Here is a 16004-nt window from a genome sequence, read left to right as displayed (position 1 = left end):
GTATTCCGATGGGCTGGCAGCTCTTGCACCGGTCCCCCTCACCCTCAGACCAAGGAGCCTCGTGGGCGTGCAAGCAACGGAACTGACGGTCTCCGACAACCGGCCGGGCCACGCCCCCGCCCGTGACGCAATGCTGGGCGGGCTGATCGGCATCCTGGCAGGGCTTCTCGGATTGGGCCCCTGGTTAATCACCGGGGCACAACTGCCCCTGCAGAACCTGTGGGCCGCCGACGTCGCTCCGGACCGGATGCCGGCGTCGCTTCTGCCGCTCAGCCAGTACGAGCTCACCACCCTCGTCGCCCTCCTCACGGTAGGCGGCGCGGTGGCCGGACTCGCGGTGCGTCTCTGGTCCCCCGCCCGACGCCGACTGGCGACGTGGTGCGCAGCAGCCGGGGTTCTCGGTGTCCAGTTCACCGCGTCCGTCCAGTCCTTCACCGTGCTCGACGGCGGACTCGCGGGCGGAACGATGGCCCGCCTGTACTTCGCCGGCCTGCTGGCGGGCGTGGTCCTGTCCGTCGCGGCGGCCCTCGTCGCCCTCCTGCTGGTCTCGTCGACGTCGCGGGCCCCGGTCGCACTGGGCGTCGGACTCATGGCGGTGCCGTTTGCGTCGTGGCTGGTGGAGTGGGTTGCGGGCGTCGTCGGGCCCCTCAACATCCCGGCAGCCGTGCCGACGGCCGCTCGCTGGATTCCCGCCATCCTGGTCGGCTGCGCTTTGGCGTGGTGCGGCCTTCGCCCTGCGCGTCGTGCCGTGGTGTGGCTGGTGGACCTGGCCCTGTTGTGGGTGGTTCCGGCCCTGTTTATCTCCGTCAATTACGTCCTCGGAACGCGCGTGGCGGCGGGCGACCTGCAGGAGATGCTGTTGATGAGCCGGCAGATCCTGGCGGCCACCCTGGGACCCGCGGGCGGGGCAGGACCCCTCGTCCTGCTGGCCTTCGTCCTCGCCCTGGCAGGGCTGGGTGCCCGGACCGTCGCAGTTGGCCGTCGGCGGGCCCTGCCCGCCGACTGACCCGGCCGTAACAGCGCAGCCGGCTTCCGCCAGGCCGCGGCTGTGTTCCTACCGGCCGGTCGTCATTACACTGGGACGCATGACCGAGCACGAACCGGTCCCGCCGCACACCGCTGTGGCCCCCGACGCCGTCGACGCCCCCTTGCGAAGTTCGAAGCAGCGCTCCCGCACCTTCTACGGGATCCTGCTGAACACCGGCCTGGCCAACATCACCACCAGTTACCTGTGGTTTGCGCTGACATTCTGGGTGTATTTGGGGACGCGCAACGTGATCGCCACCGGAGTAGTCGGCGGCGCGTACATGCTGCTGATCGCCCTTTCCAGCATCAGCTTCGGCACGTACGTCGACCGCTACCGCAAGCTGGCCGTCATGCGTTTTGCCGCCGCCTTCACCCTGGCGATGTTCGTGCTTTCGGGCGTGATGTTCCTGCTGACGCCCGCCGACTCGCTGCTGGACCTGACGCAGCCGTGGTTCTGGACATTCATGCTGATCGTCCTGCTCGGCGCCGTGGTGGAGAACATGCGCAACATCGCGCTCGCGGCCACGGTGACCATCCTGATCGACCCGGACCGGCGGGCCAACGCCAACGGGCTGGTCGGGATGGTGCAGGGGCTGATGTTCATCGTCACCTCGGTGTTTTCCGGTGTGTCGGTCGGGCTGCTGGGCATGGGCTGGACAATCGTCGTGGCCGTGGCGCTCACCGCGCTGGCCTTCGCCCACGTGCTCACCCTGCGCATGCCCGAGGAGGTCCGCGCCGCCGCCACGGACGCGCAGGGCGGCTTTGACCTGCGGGGCTCCCTCGCCGCCGTCGCCGCCGTTGCCGGACTGTTCGCGCTGATTCTCTTCTCCACGTTCAACAATTTCATCGGCGGCGTCTACATGGCCTTGATGGACCCCTACGGCCTGGAAATGTTCCCGGTAGAACTGTGGGGCACGTTCCTGGCACTGGGTGCCACCGGCTTCATCGTGGGAGGGGCGCTGGTCAACAAATTCGGACTGGGATCCAACCCGTTGCGCACCATGCTCCTCGCAGTGATCCTGATGGGCCTCCTCGGCGCGGTCTTCACGCTCCGGGAGTGGGCCTGGCTGTACGTCGCCGGCATCTGGCTGTACCTCGTCCTGGTCCCTGTCGTCGAGGCCGCCGAGCAGACGGTCATCCAGCGGGTGGTGCCGCTGCAGCGGCAGGGGCGCGTGTTCGGATTTGCCATGGCCTTCGAATCCGCCGCCGCGCCGATCACAGCGTTCCTGATCGCGCCGATCGCCCAGGTCTGGATCATCCCGTACGCGCGGTCCGCTGAGGGGGCCGCCCAACTGGCCCCGCTGCTGGGCGAGGGGACATCCCGCGGTATCGCCCTGGTGTTCCTGATCTCAGGAATCATCCTTATTGCGGCCGCGCTGCTGGCCTTCCTGGCCCCGGTCTACCGCCGGGTCTCGGCGTCGTACGCGGGGACGGATGCGGGTGTATCGCCGTTGGTGGACGGCCGCTAGGACGCGGGACCGGTTCCGTCAGGCAGGCTGGCATCGATTGGAAAGGTCATGAAGGCCGGGGTTTCGTACGGGTGCGCGGACAGTGCCGCGCTGACGACGGCGTTCCGCCGGGACCGCGGATAAATGGCTTCGATCCGCGTTTCCGGGACTTCCTCGGGGGAACCGACGGCGCCGATGGCCGGGGTCGCGCCCGGCAGCGGCGTGAAGCGCCCGGTCCCTTCGAGGCTGAACGAGCAGTGCGAGTAGTGACCCAGCCTGCCCGCCCCGGCATCGCCAATGGCTTGCCGGACGGCGTGCGCAGCGTCGGTGGGGACGTAGATGACCAGGCAATCCATAGGCTCCATGGCTGAAAGTCTGGCACGGGGCCGCCTCGGCCGCGCGGATAAGGCTGGCGCCGTCAGCTGGCGGGGTCGTACTGGAAAGCCCGCACCTCCTGCGCGCAACGGCAGGAGGCCGCGATCTTCGCTGCCCACTCCAAGGCCGCCTCGTACGAGGGCAACTCCAGCACCGAATAGCCGCCTTCAAGCTGCGCCGTCTGCGGGTAGGTGCCCTCGCGCACGGTCCCGTCGCCGTCGACCATGACAGGCGGGATGCTCTCGTCGATGCCGCCGCCGAACACCCAGACGCCTGCGTCCTTCGCCTCCTGGACCACCGCGTGCGACGCATCCGCTACGGACTATAGCTCTTCCTCGGGGAAAACCATGGCGGCACTCGGAAACGAGATCAGGTACTTGGTCATGGCGTCGACTCCTTCTTCGCAGCACAGGGATGGCGCTTATCCTTGCCGATGCCCCAATGCCGTGCAAGATCTCCGCGGCCCCGCAGAGCGCCACAGAAATCGCCCTCAATTAGTACGCGGAAAGAATCATCCCAGGGTGGGAGTATGTCAAAAGTATGGTCACCCACAAAAGGAGCATCAATGCCGCTGGAAGACCTCAAGGACAGCCCGAGCGACTTCGACTTCATCATCGGAAGCTGGACCGTGCGACACGAGCGACTCAACCAGCTCTTCGCGGCATGCACCGAGTGGACCGAGTTCTCCGGCTTATCGTCGACTTTCAAGACGCTCGGCGGTTACGGAAACCTTGAAGACAACCTCCTGAGATTCCCCGACGGCGATGCGCGGGCGATCGCCATTAGGTCGTACTCGCCAGACCTCGGGACATGGTCAATTTGGTGGTTGGACGGCCGCAACCCGGGCACCCTTGACACTCCGGTCATCGGAAAGTTCGATTCCGGCATCGGGACCTTCTTCGCGGACGACAACCTGAACGGCAGCCCTATTCGCGTGCGGTTTACCTGGTTCTCAACGACCCAGAATCCGCGGTGGGAGCAAGCGTTCTCCAACGACGGCGGAAAGTCCTGGGAGACGAATTGGCGGATGGAATTCAGTCCGGCCTAACGAAAACTTTGGTTCACGACCCCAGCTGGTCCCGGCGGCGCCGTAGTGTCGCAGCCTCGGCCGAGTTGCCGGCCAGTTCGATGGCTTTCTCGTACGCCGCCCGCGCCTCCAGGGCGCGGCCCAGCCTCCGCAGCAGCTCCGCGCGGGTGGCGTGGTATGCGTGATACCCGGCCAGGTCGGATTCAAGTCGGTCGACGGCGGCCAAGGCCACCTGCGGCCCGTCCAGTTCCCCCACCGCGACGGCGCGGTTGAGCGCGACGATCGGCGACGGGTCGATGGCCACCAGCTGGTCGTAGAGCGCGACGATCTGTGACCAGTCGGTGTCACGGAAGTCGCGGGCAGAGGTGTGAACGGCGTTGATCGCCGCGAGCAGCTGGTACGGCCCCGGCGCAGCCCCGGACGCCAGGCGCTCCCGCACCAGGCGGTGGCCTTCGGCGATCAGCGCCGCGTCCCAGGTTCCCCGGGCCTGCTCGTCAAGGGTCACCAGCTCGCCGCCTGCCGAGACCCGGGCAGCGCTGCGAGCCTCGGTCAGGAGCATCAGGGCCAGCAGCCCGGCCACCTCGCCGTCGTCGGGCATCAGGCCGCGGAGCAGGCGGGTGAGCCGGATGGCCTCGGCGGTCAGCTCGGAGCGGACGGGGTCGGTGTCGGGTCCCGTCGCCAGATAGCCCTCGTTGAAGACCAGGTAGAGCACGGCGAGCACGCCGGAGACACGCCCCGGCAGGTCCTCGGCGGCCGGCACGCGATACGGGATCCGCGCGGCCTTGATCTTGGCCTTGGCGCGGGTGATCCGCTGCCCCATGGCGCTCTCCTGCACCAGGAAGGCCCGGGCGATCTCCGGCACGGTAAGCCCGCCCACCATCCGCAGGGTCAGGGCCACGCGGGCCGGCAGGGCTAGGGCCGGGTGGCAGCAGGTGAAGATTAGCCGGAGCCGGTCGTCGTCGATGGCGGAGGGAGGTTCGGGAGGGTCGTCGTCGAACACCAACTGGGCCTCCTGGTGTTTGCCGTCGCGTTTGTTCTCGCGCCGGAGCCGGTCGATGGCCTTGCGCTTGGCCGTGGTGGTCAGCCAGGCGCCGGGGTTGGCGGGGACGCCGTCGGACGGCCACCGCTCAACGGCAGTGGCAAACGCCTCGGCCGCCGACTCCTCTGCGAGGTCGAGGTCGCCGAAGCGGCGGGTCAGGGCGGCTACCACCCGGGCCCAGTTCTCCCGGTAGGCCTGGCTGACGGCGCCGCCGATGTCGGGTCCGTTCACAGGAACGGCCGCACCTCGATTTTCCGGTTGCAGGCCTTCGATCCCTCGGCGGCGAGCTTCAGGGCGACGTCGAGATCGGGAGCCTCAATGATCCAGAACCCGGCGAGGTACTCCTTCGACTCCACGAAGGGCCCGTCGGTCATCACCGCGTCCCCGCTGCGGTTGTCTATGACGGTCGCCGTGTCCGGGAATCCGAGGCCGCCGGCGAAGACCCAGTGCCCGTCGGCCTGGAGCTGGTCGTTGAACTCGTCAATGGTCGCCATCTCCTCCGACGGCGCGAGCTCAAGCTTGTCGTTGATCACGGACAGCAAATACTGCATTTTGAGTCATCTCCTGCGGTTTGGGGCACCCCTTCTGGACGCCCGCTCACCCTTACTACGAACAACTCTGCCGCTATTCGACAGGAAATGGCAGCAGCCCGCACCGCGATTTCGCCCCGATCCAGGCGGCCCTAAACCCCACGGCCCGGATGCCGTAGCCTAGGACCCACCCACTCGAAGTGGAAGGACCGGCATTATGAGCTTTACCTCCTCCGGCCGCGCCCAAACCCCCGTCCTGGACATCGGCTACGAGTCCACCGGCGATCCGCGCGGGACGCCGGTGGTCCTGCTGCACGGATTCCCGTACGACGTCCGGGCCTACGACGACGTCGCCGCGATCCTCGCCGGTGAGGGCGCCTTTGTGCTGGCGCCGTACCTTCGCGGCTTCGGCCCGACGCGTTTCCTCGACCCCGCAACGATGCGCTCAGGACAGCAGGCGGCCCTGGCGCAGGATCTGCTCGACTTCCTGGATGCCCTCAACATTGAGAAGGCCGTCGTGGCCGGCTACGACTGGGGCGGCCGGGCGGCTTGCATCGTGGCGGCGCTGGAGCCCGACCGTGTCGCCGGCCTCGTCACCGTCAACGGCTACAACATGCACAACCTTGCCCGGTCCGGCGAGCCGGTGAACCCGGAGTGGGAGCGGAGCTACTGGTATCAGTACTACTTCCACTCGGAGCGCGGGCGCCGCGGGCTGGAACGGAACCGGGACGAACTGTGCGAGCTGCTGTGGCGCACATGGTCGCCGTCCTGGGTCGGGGCACGCGAGGCGTTTCCCGCCAGCGCCCCGAGTCTGCACAACCCCAACTTCGTCGACGTCGTTATCCACTCCTACCGCCACCGCTACGGACTGGCCGACGGCGACCCTCGGTATCAGCGGTTCGAGGACCTGATTGCCCAGGAGCCGAGCATCACCGTTCCCACGGTGGTGCTGGAGAGCGGGGACGACGGCGTCGGCGGCCCGGCGGCGAGCGAGGACCGGGACCATTTCACCGGCCCCTACAGCGAAATCCTGCTGCCGCGCATTGGACACAACGTCCCGCAGGAGGACCCGGGCGCGTTCGCGCAGGCCGTGGTGAGCCTGCTCGATTAGGGCGTATTGACGGGATTCATCAACGAGATCTGCCGTTTGATCTGTTCGAGCTCATCCTCGAGCCGGTCGACGGTGGCGCGGTACTTTCCGAACTCGGCCGCCCGGCGCCTGGCCATCGCGAAACTGATGCCGGCAGCGAGCACGGCCAGCGGGAACGACACCAGCAGGCCCCAGCCGGACACGGCCAGGAAGTCCAGCGCGACGGGAAGGGCGTGCTTGAAGGCCAGAAACTCATTCACCCCGCCCACCACGCTGTTCAGGGCCGAGTCCAGGGGAGCCAGAAATTCGCCCACGACGGGCGTCCCCGCGAACGACGGCGCGCTCAGCGGCTGCTCTCCCCCGGACCAGCGCGGATCACCGAAGTGGTTCAGGATGTAGATTCCGGCCCCCGCGTTGAGGGCCGCGAACAGCAGGACGGAGCCTAGCGCGGTCCAATGCAGCCGGCGCGGACGCCAGAGGCCCGCCGCGAGCGCGAAGACGGCAGCCGCAACCCAGGGGAAGATGCGCAGGTTGTCGAGGCTCATGCCGCCCAGTAAATCCAAGGAAATTGTCCGCCGCTCAAAGTTTGGTTCGCTGCTTGTTCCGATCGCAAGCGAGCTTATCCCAGTCATTGGCCGGCCTCCGACGGCGGGTGTGGCGGCAGCTGACCTACGTCGCCCAGTCGTCGTCCCCGTACGCCCGGCCGCGGAAGTGCGCACGGAGGTACTCCCCGACGACGGCGGCACCCAGGTCCCCGGTGTCAGGCGCCACCACCCGGCCGTCGACCCGCCGGGCCATCCGGGCGACGAAGCGTTCCAGGCCCGGATCATTGCCCAGCCGGAAGAACGTGGCCTGGACGCCGGCGCGGCCCAGCCGGTCCAGCTCGGCGACCGTGACCCGGATGGTCTCCGGGTCCGGCGGATACGAGAACCACGACTCGCCGTCGGACTCCAGGTGCGCGGTGGGTTCGCCGTCGGTCACCACCAGCAGGACCGGCTGCATCGACGGGTGCTGGCGGAAGAACCGGCCGGCCAGCAGCAGCCCGTGGTGCAGGTTGGTGCCCTGTTCCCGGAATGCAGGCAGGGCCGTGAGCTCGCCGATGTCCATGGTCTGCGCGTAGCGTCCGAACGTGATCAGCTGCAGCCGGTCGCCGCGGAACTTGGTGGACACGAGGTGGTGCAGGGCGAGCGCGGTGCGTTTCATCGGCACCCAGCGCCCCTCGGCGGCCATCGAGAAGGAGACGTCCACCAACAGCGCGACGGCGGCCTGCGTGCGTGCCTCCGTTTCGGTGACCTCGATGTCGTCCACGGCCAGGCGCAGGCCGTGGCGCGGGTCGCGGCCGTCGGCGATGGTGCGGCGGATGGCGTTGGTGATGGTGCGGGTGACGTCCCACGGTTCGGCGTTGCCGAACTCCCAGGGCCGGCTGGAGCCGGTCTGCTCGCCCGCCGCCCCGGCCACGCGCGTGTCCCGGCGGCCCTGACGGCCGGAGAGTTGCTTGGCGGTGTCGCGCAGCAGCGACCGGCCGAGCCGCCGCATGGCCTGCGGGGAGAGCTTCAGGTCGCCGTCGGCGCCGCGCTGCAGGAAGCCGCCGTCGTGCATGGCCCGCTCGATCTCCGCCAAAGTGCGGGCGGACACCGCCGCGTCCGGACCGAGCTGGCGGGCCAGGGCGTCCAGGTCCAGGTCGTCCAGGCGGGAGCCGTTGTAGGACTGCGAGAGCTGTTCCGCCAGCTCATCCAGCTCGGCAAGGTCCTGCAGCACGCCGGTGCCGTCGCCGAGGCCCAGCCCTTCCTCGCCCTCGAAGCGTTCGGAGCCGGACCAGTCCTCCCCGGGGCGCAGCGCCTGCAGGTTGGCATCGAGTTGACCCAGCTGTGCCATAAGCTCCGGCGATCCGAACGCCTGGGCGGAAAGCCGCATCAGTTCCTCGCGCTGCTCGGCGGACATGGACTGCATGAGCCGCTGCGCGGCGGCCGCGCGCTGGGCAAGCGCGTCGATTAGCTCCTCGACCGACTGCGGGTTCTCCTGGAAGTGCTGCCCATGGTTGGCCATGAACTCCTGGAAGTCCGCGTCGGTGTCCTCGCCGCGGCGATGCTTGTCGAGAAGTTCGTTGAGGTCGGCCAGCATCTCGGCGACGGCCGCGCGGTCTTCCTCCGTGGCGCCCTCCAGCGCCTCCTTCATCCCGGCGAACCGCTGGTCCAGGATTTCGCGGCCCAGCAGGTCCTTGATCTGCTCGTAGGCCTCGCGGGCGGTGCTGGACTGCCAATCGTAGGAGGCGAGCTCGTTGACCGCCGCCGCCGTGGATTTGGGCAGGTTCTGCAGCTGCATCTCGCGGAAGGCGCGGTCCGTGTCGTCCATCCGCACGTCGCGGGCCAGCTGTTTGCGCTCCTCCAGCACCGCGGTCTCCAGCAGTTTCTGGACCTCGTTGAGGGTGCCGTCCAGCCGGTGCTGGCCCAACAGGTCCCTGCGCCGCTGCTGGACGCGGCCGGCGAGCTCGTCGAGACCTTCCCGGTTCCGGCCGCCGCGGCGCAGGTACTCCTGCAGGGCGTGCCGGGGCGAGTAGCCGGCCATCACGTCCTCGGCGACGGCGTCCAGCGCCTCCGCGAGGTCCACCGGCGGCGCGAGCGGATCGGGCCCGCCCGCGTAGCGGCTGTAGCGGGACCGGTGGTGAGCGGTCATGGGCCCTCCTTAGGTGCCGTTACCCGTAGACGGTCGCCTCGTCGTCGGAGTCCTTGGAGATCCGGCGAGCGAGGTAGAGGCCTTCCAGGGCCAGTTCGACGGCGGCCGCGCGCTGCCCGTCGTTTTCCGCGCCGAGGCGCGCGCCGATGTCGTCGTAGAGGCTGGATCCGTTCAGCGGCGGGAGGTTGTCCAGGAACTCCCGCGCGGTGACCAGTTCCCCGGTGGTCACCGTGGTGTGGCCGTCCAGGGCGGCGACGAGGTCGCCCATGTCGAGGCCGTGGAAGTGCGCCCGGACGGCTTCGGCGGTGGCCATCCGCAGCAGGTGGTCCAGGATGTCCTGTTCCCGGCCTTCCTCCCCGGCTTCAAATTCGATCTTCCCGGCGAGGACTTCCACGGCGGCGTCCAGGTCGATGATCCGGGCGATGGCCTGGTCCTCGCCGCGCACGCTGGCGCGGCGCAGGGCGGCCGCGGCGACGGTTTCGGCGCCGGCGATCGCGAACCGGGCGGACACGCCGGAGGTCTGGTTGATCGCCGGTGACTGCCGCAGCGCCCGGGTGTAGCGGGCCAGGATTTCGAGGATGACGGGCGGGACGCCGGCCACCAGGTGGCCCTCCTGCCGGATGACGGCCACCTCGTCGTCGAGCTCGATCGGGTAGTGGGTGCGGATTTCGGCGCCGAAGCGGTCCCGCAGCGGCGTGATGATCCTGCCGCGGTTCGTGTAGTCCTCCGGGTTGGCGGACGCGACCACCAGGACGTCCAGCGGCAGCCGCAGCACGTAGCCGCGGATCTGGATGTCGCGTTCCTCCATCACGTTGAGCATGGAAACCTGGATCCGCTCGGCGAGGTCCGGGAGTTCGTTGATGGCGATGATGCCGCGGTTGGAGCGCGGCACCAGACCGTAGTGGATGGTTTCCGGGTCGCCCAGACGGCGGCCCTCGGCCACCCGCATCGGGTCGACGTCGCCGATCAGGTCCGCGACGGAGGTGTCCGGCGTCGCGAGCTTCTCGACGTACCGTTCGGAGCGGTGCCGCCATGCCACCCGCAGCCGGTCCCCCTCGGTGAGGACGCGGGCGCGGGAGTGCTCGGTGAGGGGTTCGTAGGGGTGTTCGTTCAGTTCCGAGTCCTCGATCACCGGCGACCACTCGTCCAGCAGCCCGGCCAGGGTCCGCAGCAGCCGGGTCTTGCCCTGGCCGCGTTCGCCGAGCAGGACGACGTCGTGCCCGGCGAGCAGGGCGCGTTCGAGCTGGGGCAGGACGGTGCGGCTGAAGCCGTACATCCCGGGCCACGGGTCGCGGCCGGCGGCGAGCGCGGCGAGCAGGTTGTCGCGGATTTCGCGGCGCAGGTCCTTGTGAACGTGGCCGGAGGCGCGCAGTTCACCAACAGTGAAGATTTCGGGGCGATCACTCACTCCTCCACCGTAGACCTGTACCCGGCGGGGAATCGAGGGATTTGGTGAGATTCCTGCGCACTGGGCGTCTGGGCGGCCTAGGCTGGATCTTGATGACTGCACCCACGTCCGGACCTTCAGCGCAGCCCCCGCCGCAGGGCACGCTTCTGCTTCTGGTGCGCCACGGGGAGACCCCGACGACGGGCATGGTGCTGCCGGGCAGGGCGCCGGGACTGCACCTGTCCGACCGCGGCCGGGCCCAGGCCGAGCGGGTGTCTGAACGGCTCTCCGGCCTGCCGGTGGACGCCCTCTATTCCTCGCCGCTGGAGCGGGCCTGCGAGACGGCGGAGCCGACGGCGGTGCGCACGGGTCTGGCAGTGAAGCACGACAACGGGCTGCTCGAGTGTGATTTCGGCGAGTGGACCGGCGCCGCAATCGCGGACCTGGCGGTCCTGCCGGAGTGGCAGACCGTGCAGCACAGCCCGTCTGCCTTCCGCTTCCCGAATGGTGAGAGCTTTCCGGAGATGCAGGCGCGGATTGTCGGGGCGATGGAGGCGCTGCGGGAGGCCCATGCCGGGGGCGTGGTGGTGTGCTTTTCGCACGCCGATCCGATCAAGGCCGCCGTCGCCCACGCCTTGGGCACGCCGCTGGATCTGTTCCAGCGGATTGTGATCAGCCCGGGCTCGGTCTCGGCCATCACGTTTGTGGACGGCCAGGATCCCGCGGTGCACATGGTGAACTCGACGTCGGAACCGCTCAGCGGCCTGAGGGCGTCATGAATAGGGGCAGTCGGTGTCCGGCCGGGAGCTGAGACTGCTCACCGAGGGCAGCATCGAACTGCTGGGCCTCATCCCGCGCAGCAGCAACCAGACGTTCCTAGTCCAGGTCACCTGCGGCGAGGACATCGGGTACGCGGTCTACAAACCGGAAGCCGGAGAAAGGCCGTTGTCCGACTTCGAACCTGGCCTCTATAAGCGCGAACTTGCCGCCTACCTGCTCAGCGAATCGCTGGGCTGGGGCTTAGTGCCCTTCACCGTCATTCGGGAGGACGCACCCCTGGGCGTCGGGTCGCTGCAGTGGTTCATCGACTGCGACTTCCAGGAGCACTACTTCACCCTGTTCGAAGGCGCCCCCGAGACCCACCGCGAGCTGGCCCGCATCGCGCTGTTCGACTACGTCGCCAACAACACGGACCGCAAAAGCGGCCACGTGCTGCGCGGCGACGATGGCCGAATCTGGGGCATCGACCACGGGCTCTGCTTCTCGGCAGCGTTCAAGCTGCGCACCGTGATCTGGGACTTCGCCGGCGACCCTATCCCCGGTGCCCTGCTGGAGGACATCGCCCCGCTCGCCGAGTTCGTCCCCGCCGAACTGGCGGAACTGCTCGACGACGATGAGGTCACCGCCCTGCAGCGCCGCGTCCAGCGCTTGCTAGTCGCGGGGGTGCTGCCAGTGGACCGCACGGGAATGCGCTACCCGTGGCCGCTCGTGTAAGCACGGCGCCCACGATTTTGCGATGTGCGCTCGGAGACCATGACGTTCTGAAGCCCAGCCGCTCGACCGGACGCTGCCTACAACTTCGTCAGAAAAACTTCAGAACGCACCTGACGACATTGGTCATGGTTCGCGACCCACAGCCAGCGTTGAAGACACAACGGCGGGGCGAGGCGCATGAGAGCGGCGGCGCGACCCGGACGATACATAGCTGACGTCCGTCGCTAGTCGCTCTTCGCCCCCTCGGTTTCAATTCGAAGCTCGACCGCCCGAGCAATGATTTGACGATTTGTCGTGCTTGCACCGAGGATCGCTATCCGGTTGGCGAACTCAGTCTCCCCGAGTTGCACGGCAAGTCTGCCCAGAACCTCATCCGCGAAACTTGAGGAAATCGTGTCGAGATGCGTCATGTTCAGAACAATCTGGGGGACACCTGCACTTAAGTAGTTCATGATTCGTGTCCGGATTTCGCTGCCCTCTTTCCTCGAGCCGATAGAGCTCTCAAGCTCGGCGGCATCGAGTTCGTAGTAACCGTCAACCGTCTCGATGGATTCAAGAAGGTCACTGGATGAAAATCGAGAACCCAAAACCTCACCGATACTTACTTTGGTTTCGCAGTTAAGCTGCCAATCCACAGTTGTGCCGTGGTGAGATTCCAAGTCCAAAAGCGGCCGATGAGCGTCGGAGACAGCCGTGGCAACGGCATGCTCCCTGAAGGTCCAAGTGCCTTTGCCAGAGTGGATACTGAGCGAACCACCATTGAGGTCGACAGACCGGCTGAGACCGAATAGTCCGTTTCCTTGGTTTTGACTGCCCTTACTCGTGATTCCCTGCTGGACTGCCAGCCCAATTGCCTGATCTGCGGTCTTGATGGAGTCGTAGGAAAATCTACCTGCTTTTGCCCCCATTCCCATGGCGCGGTGTATACCGATTCCCGAATCACTCACTGAAATCACGCACTGCCTGGTGACTGTATGGAGCTGCATCATCACGTAACCGCACGAAGCTTGGCTATGTTGAAATACATTGTCGAGAACTTCATAAATACACCAGTTCAAAGTGTCGAATACGCCCTCTTCGCAGGGCATTCGATCCAGGAGGGAACCCATGAAACGCCGGGTGAGCTCGCCCGCTTCCTTCTCATTCCGGTATTTCCAAACAACGTCCGTGAGTTGCGCTGTGTGGTCGGGGTCATCAGCAACGTTCATAGGGTTGAGAACGTGCGCAAGAGAACGTTCATGCCCCACTTTGCCAATGTGGAAGGTATGTCCTCGTTCCTTAAGAAAATCTAGCGCACAAGCAAAAGGAACAGCCCCGTTGGGATAGACCTTGTCTGTATGCTCGAAGTCCAAGCCTATTGATTGCTCGAGTGGCGTAGAAGCTACCCAGGACAGTAGCCTTCTAGCTGAAGCGGGGCCGGACAGGTCCCTAACCGCGAAATCGCGAACCTCCCTAGAGGACCGTCGTTCTGTTGTTTCCGTCAAGTGCGATCCCTCTTGGGTAGTTAGAAATACATATGTGTGTATTGAGAAACTGAGTGTATCCCGAGGCCTACCTCGGCAGCCGGGGAAATTTTGCTCCTTCGCCCGCCCTTTTATGTATAGGCGAACGCTCCAACTGCAGGATCGTCACGGCCGCCAGATGCACTTTCCAGCTGCAAAGGTAAATAATCCGAGCATCCGAGTAACTCCGTCCGATGCGTCGGCGGACAGACTCGGCCTATTCCGCGTGGCCCGACGACTCAGGGCGCAGTCCGAGTCCTGCGATTTCCTAAACACTGGCGGCGGCGAGCTCTCTAGCACCGCGCAAGTCTTTAGAAGCGGTGAACTCCTCGGCCGGGGCGTTTTCCTGATATTCGACGAGTTCGACGTGATGCTCCACTAGGGCTTCCTTGACCGCCGCCGGAGTCGCGTAGAAGTACTCGCGACGCAAGTTGACTAGGTTCACCCGCCGGCCAGAGAAGTGCTGGTGGAGCATGGTTTCGATGCCCACCGCGTCCTTTGAGAAGAAGAGTGCGTGCACGTCAAAGAGGAACGGAACGGAAGCATCTCCGAGTTCGCGCACACGATCCATGGGGTTGAGACGGCGCGTCATGCCGATCTTCACCACTCCGTCCCCGAAGGCTCCCAGGTTGGAGATAACGTACACGTACCCGGCACGGGTGTTCAGAGCGTTGTCTTCGGCGTCGGCAAGCTTCGCCTCGGCTTCGTCCAGCTGTTCCTGTACGCGCTGTACGCCCTCAAGGTCTCCGGATGCCTGGAGCTGGAGAAGCACATTGGCGTAGTGATCGACTTCCTTCTTCTGTTTGGCCTTAAGCGCTTCCCATTCGCGCTGGGCTTTGACCGCCTCACGTGCTTCAGCTCGGGCTTCCGCCTCGAGTTGCTTCTGAATGGCTACGGCCTCCAAGTGCCGGGCAGCGAGCTCGAGCTCCTTCTCGCGGAGAGCGTGGAAGGCGTTAGTGATTTGAAGGCCGATCATGGTGCCACGCTTAGCGATCTGCTCACGTGCCTTCTCAAGACGGGCCGAGGCGGTATGTAGGTTCCCGGCTTTCACCGTCTTAACGCAGTTCTCGGCCTCGGCGTTGTAGGCGCGCAGCAACAGCGCGGAAAGGTCTCGGACGAACTTGGATCCTTCCTTCGTGGAACCGTTGAAGGTGAACCCGGAGACTGTGGTGACCGCGGTCTTCTCACGCAGCTTGTCTTTGATGCGGGCGCGGACAGCCGCCAGCTCATCGGCGAGCTTCACCGAGGTCTCAGCGGGATGCTCGTAGTCGTAGAACCCGATGTTGTGCCGGTCGGCGACCTGCCGGACATCAAGGACTTCGCTTCGGACCGCCACGAGCTCGGCTTTCGCCGCAGCAAGCTCCCGCTCCGCCGTGGCAATGTTGCCCGCCAATTCGGCGACATGGCGTTCCTTGTCCAACGTATCCATGTCCCCAAACCTCTGCAGATCGGCGAGCATCTGAACATTGGCCAGGTACACCTCATCCGCGTACTGCTTCAGTCCGTTCGCTGGCAGTGGCGGGGCGCCGATGCCCGTTCGGTAAGTTTTCTCGGCACTTATCCCGAACCCTTCAGCTGGAGCTCCGAAGGATTTCTTGTACTGCTTCAAGATGTCAAGCAAGACCCACAGCACACCACCCGCCAGGATCAGACTGGCTAGGAACGCCTGAGTCGGAAGGATGGCCATGACGATGAGGCAAGTGGAGGCTAAAGCGATATGCCTCGCGAAGCCGACGGGCTTCTTCTTCGGTTTCTCAGGTTCTTGCGCAGGGCCGGATGACAAGTCAGACATGGTTCCCCCAATAGTCACGTGATTGTTTCTCGTACGGTAGCAGCACACGCAGACAGAAACGCCTTCAACGGCGGTGCGGTTGCTCCGCCCGATGTAACCGCGGCCAGCCGCCGTCGGACGCGAGAATGGCGCCGTTGTCGCCGTCGCGGAGCAGGCATGTCACGGAGGCAGCGACCTGAGCGGTGGTGGCTAGCGAAGAGACTGTGGCGTGCAAGATCGGGCCGGTTTCTTCACCGCGGTTCGGGATCCCTAGTTGGCCTCGATGTTGGTAGGAGAGGCCGAGGGTGACTGCGTTGAAACGCAGAACCCTCGGGCCGGGATCGGGATGCGATGTATGCGGCGCCCCACCGGGCCGTCGCAGCCGAGCCACTCTGGAAGCTGACTAGAGGTATGGGTCCCATCCTTGCAGCTTGCTGTTGAGCAACAGCGCGGCGGTGTCGAACATTCCAGGGTCGTCTACTTCTGATGCAGACGCGACGGTCCTCAAGCGCTCGGTGGTTTGCTGAGTGAGCGACTCTATCTCGCTTGGCCATGGCTTCAGAGATTCGAGCGTGATGTTGAGGGCCTTCGCATAGGAACCAAGGGCGATTTTGCTACTCACGCACGTAGCAGCGTCTATTC

At 66.0% G+C, this 16004-nt stretch carries 16 protein-coding genes; 6 read left to right on the top strand and 10 right to left on the bottom strand.

From position 1 onward, the window contains the following. The first annotated feature begins 67 nt into the window (after window positions 1–67). Window positions 68–1006 carry a hypothetical protein gene (locus tag AC1DB8_RS00820; protein ID WP_476891956.1) on the top strand — a complete coding sequence of 313 codons (939 nt, stop codon included), beginning with the start codon at window positions 68–70 and terminating at the stop codon, window positions 1004–1006. Window positions 1007–1085: 79 nt separating this feature from the next. Continuing rightward, on the top strand, window positions 1086–2495 hold the full coding sequence (locus tag AC1DB8_RS00815; RefSeq protein ID WP_476891955.1) for an MFS transporter: 1410 nt from the start codon (window positions 1086–1088) through the stop codon (window positions 2493–2495). Here AC1DB8_RS00815 and AC1DB8_RS00810 read toward each other — a convergent pair. Then, a complete protein-coding gene (locus tag AC1DB8_RS00810) occupies window positions 2492–2830 on the bottom strand; it encodes a hypothetical protein (protein ID WP_476892282.1) in 339 nt (112 codons plus the stop codon). The two genes, AC1DB8_RS00815 and AC1DB8_RS00810, sit on opposite strands and share 4 nt — an antisense overlap. Before the next feature lie 62 nt (window positions 2831–2892). Then, window positions 2893–3147, bottom strand: a complete 255-nt coding sequence (locus AC1DB8_RS00805) for a YciI family protein (protein WP_476891954.1) — start codon at window positions 3145–3147, stop codon at window positions 2893–2895. A gap of 267 nt (window positions 3148–3414) precedes the next feature. Between AC1DB8_RS00805 and AC1DB8_RS00800 the strand changes: the two genes are divergently transcribed. Beyond that, the gene (locus AC1DB8_RS00800; protein ID WP_476891953.1) at window positions 3415–3897 is read left to right on the top strand and encodes a hypothetical protein; all 483 of its coding nucleotides are present in this window, start codon (window positions 3415–3417) and stop codon (window positions 3895–3897) included. A 13-nt stretch (window positions 3898–3910) separates the two neighbouring features. Here the strand turns inward: AC1DB8_RS00800 and AC1DB8_RS00795 are convergent, their stop codons facing one another. Beyond that, window positions 3911–5146, bottom strand: a complete 1236-nt coding sequence (locus AC1DB8_RS00795; protein WP_441416689.1) for an RNA polymerase sigma factor — start codon at window positions 5144–5146, stop codon at window positions 3911–3913. Next, complete coding sequence (locus AC1DB8_RS00790) at window positions 5143–5466, bottom strand: YciI family protein (RefSeq protein WP_441416688.1); 324 nt, start codon at window positions 5464–5466, stop codon at window positions 5143–5145. Before AC1DB8_RS00790 ends, AC1DB8_RS00795 begins: the two co-directional genes overlap by 4 nt. A gap of 196 nt (window positions 5467–5662) precedes the next feature. Between AC1DB8_RS00790 and AC1DB8_RS00785 the strand changes: the two genes are divergently transcribed. Further along, window positions 5663–6556: an alpha/beta fold hydrolase gene (locus AC1DB8_RS00785; RefSeq protein ID WP_441416687.1), complete on the top strand. Its 894-nt coding sequence runs from the start codon at window positions 5663–5665 to the stop codon at window positions 6554–6556. Here the strand turns inward: AC1DB8_RS00785 and AC1DB8_RS00780 are convergent. The 3 genes from AC1DB8_RS00780 to AC1DB8_RS00770 all read right to left on the bottom strand — a co-directional run bounded on the left by AC1DB8_RS00780 (window position 6553) and on the right by AC1DB8_RS00770 (window position 10616). Beyond that, a complete protein-coding gene (locus AC1DB8_RS00780; RefSeq protein ID WP_441416686.1) occupies window positions 6553–7080 on the bottom strand; it encodes a hypothetical protein in 528 nt (175 codons plus the stop codon). The genes AC1DB8_RS00785 and AC1DB8_RS00780 overlap by 4 nt on opposite strands. Before the next feature lie 124 nt (window positions 7081–7204). Then, the gene (locus tag AC1DB8_RS00775; protein WP_476891952.1) at window positions 7205–9208 is read right to left on the bottom strand and encodes a vWA domain-containing protein; all 2004 of its coding nucleotides are present in this window, start codon (window positions 9206–9208) and stop codon (window positions 7205–7207) included. Window positions 9209–9227: 19 nt separating this feature from the next. Beyond that, the gene (locus AC1DB8_RS00770) at window positions 9228–10616 is read right to left on the bottom strand and encodes a sigma 54-interacting transcriptional regulator (RefSeq protein WP_441416684.1); all 1389 of its coding nucleotides are present in this window, start codon (window positions 10614–10616) and stop codon (window positions 9228–9230) included. A 92-nt stretch (window positions 10617–10708) separates the two neighbouring features. On the opposite strand from AC1DB8_RS00770, the gene AC1DB8_RS00765 reads away from it, so the two are divergent. Both AC1DB8_RS00765 and AC1DB8_RS00760 read left to right on the top strand, forming a co-directional pair. Beyond that, the gene (locus AC1DB8_RS00765; RefSeq protein ID WP_441416683.1) at window positions 10709–11374 is read left to right on the top strand and encodes an MSMEG_4193 family putative phosphomutase; all 666 of its coding nucleotides are present in this window, start codon (window positions 10709–10711) and stop codon (window positions 11372–11374) included. A 13-nt stretch (window positions 11375–11387) separates the two neighbouring features. Continuing rightward, the gene (locus tag AC1DB8_RS00760; RefSeq protein ID WP_441416682.1) at window positions 11388–12089 is read left to right on the top strand and encodes an SCO1664 family protein; all 702 of its coding nucleotides are present in this window, start codon (window positions 11388–11390) and stop codon (window positions 12087–12089) included. A 224-nt stretch (window positions 12090–12313) separates the two neighbouring features. On the opposite strand, the gene AC1DB8_RS00755 is transcribed toward AC1DB8_RS00760, so the two are convergent. From AC1DB8_RS00755 to AC1DB8_RS00745, 3 genes are all read right to left on the bottom strand, one after another. Continuing rightward, window positions 12314–13441 carry an ATP-binding protein gene (locus tag AC1DB8_RS00755; RefSeq protein ID WP_476891951.1) on the bottom strand — a complete coding sequence of 376 codons (1128 nt, stop codon included), beginning with the start codon at window positions 13439–13441 and terminating at the stop codon, window positions 12314–12316. Window positions 13442–13859: 418 nt separating this feature from the next. Next, window positions 13860–15383, bottom strand: coding sequence for an SNIPE associated domain-containing protein (locus AC1DB8_RS00750; RefSeq protein ID WP_441416680.1), 1524 nt, complete (start codon window positions 15381–15383; stop codon window positions 13860–13862). Window positions 15384–15765: 382 nt separating this feature from the next. Further along, window positions 15766–15984, bottom strand: a complete 219-nt coding sequence (locus tag AC1DB8_RS00745) for a hypothetical protein (protein ID WP_441416679.1) — start codon at window positions 15982–15984, stop codon at window positions 15766–15768. Window positions 15985–16004 lie beyond the last annotated feature (20 nt).

It is taken from the genome of Arthrobacter sp. 10N410, from assembly GCF_056394945.1.
Note: the sequence above shows the minus strand (reverse complement) of the source record. Positions and strands in the feature narration are given on the sequence as shown.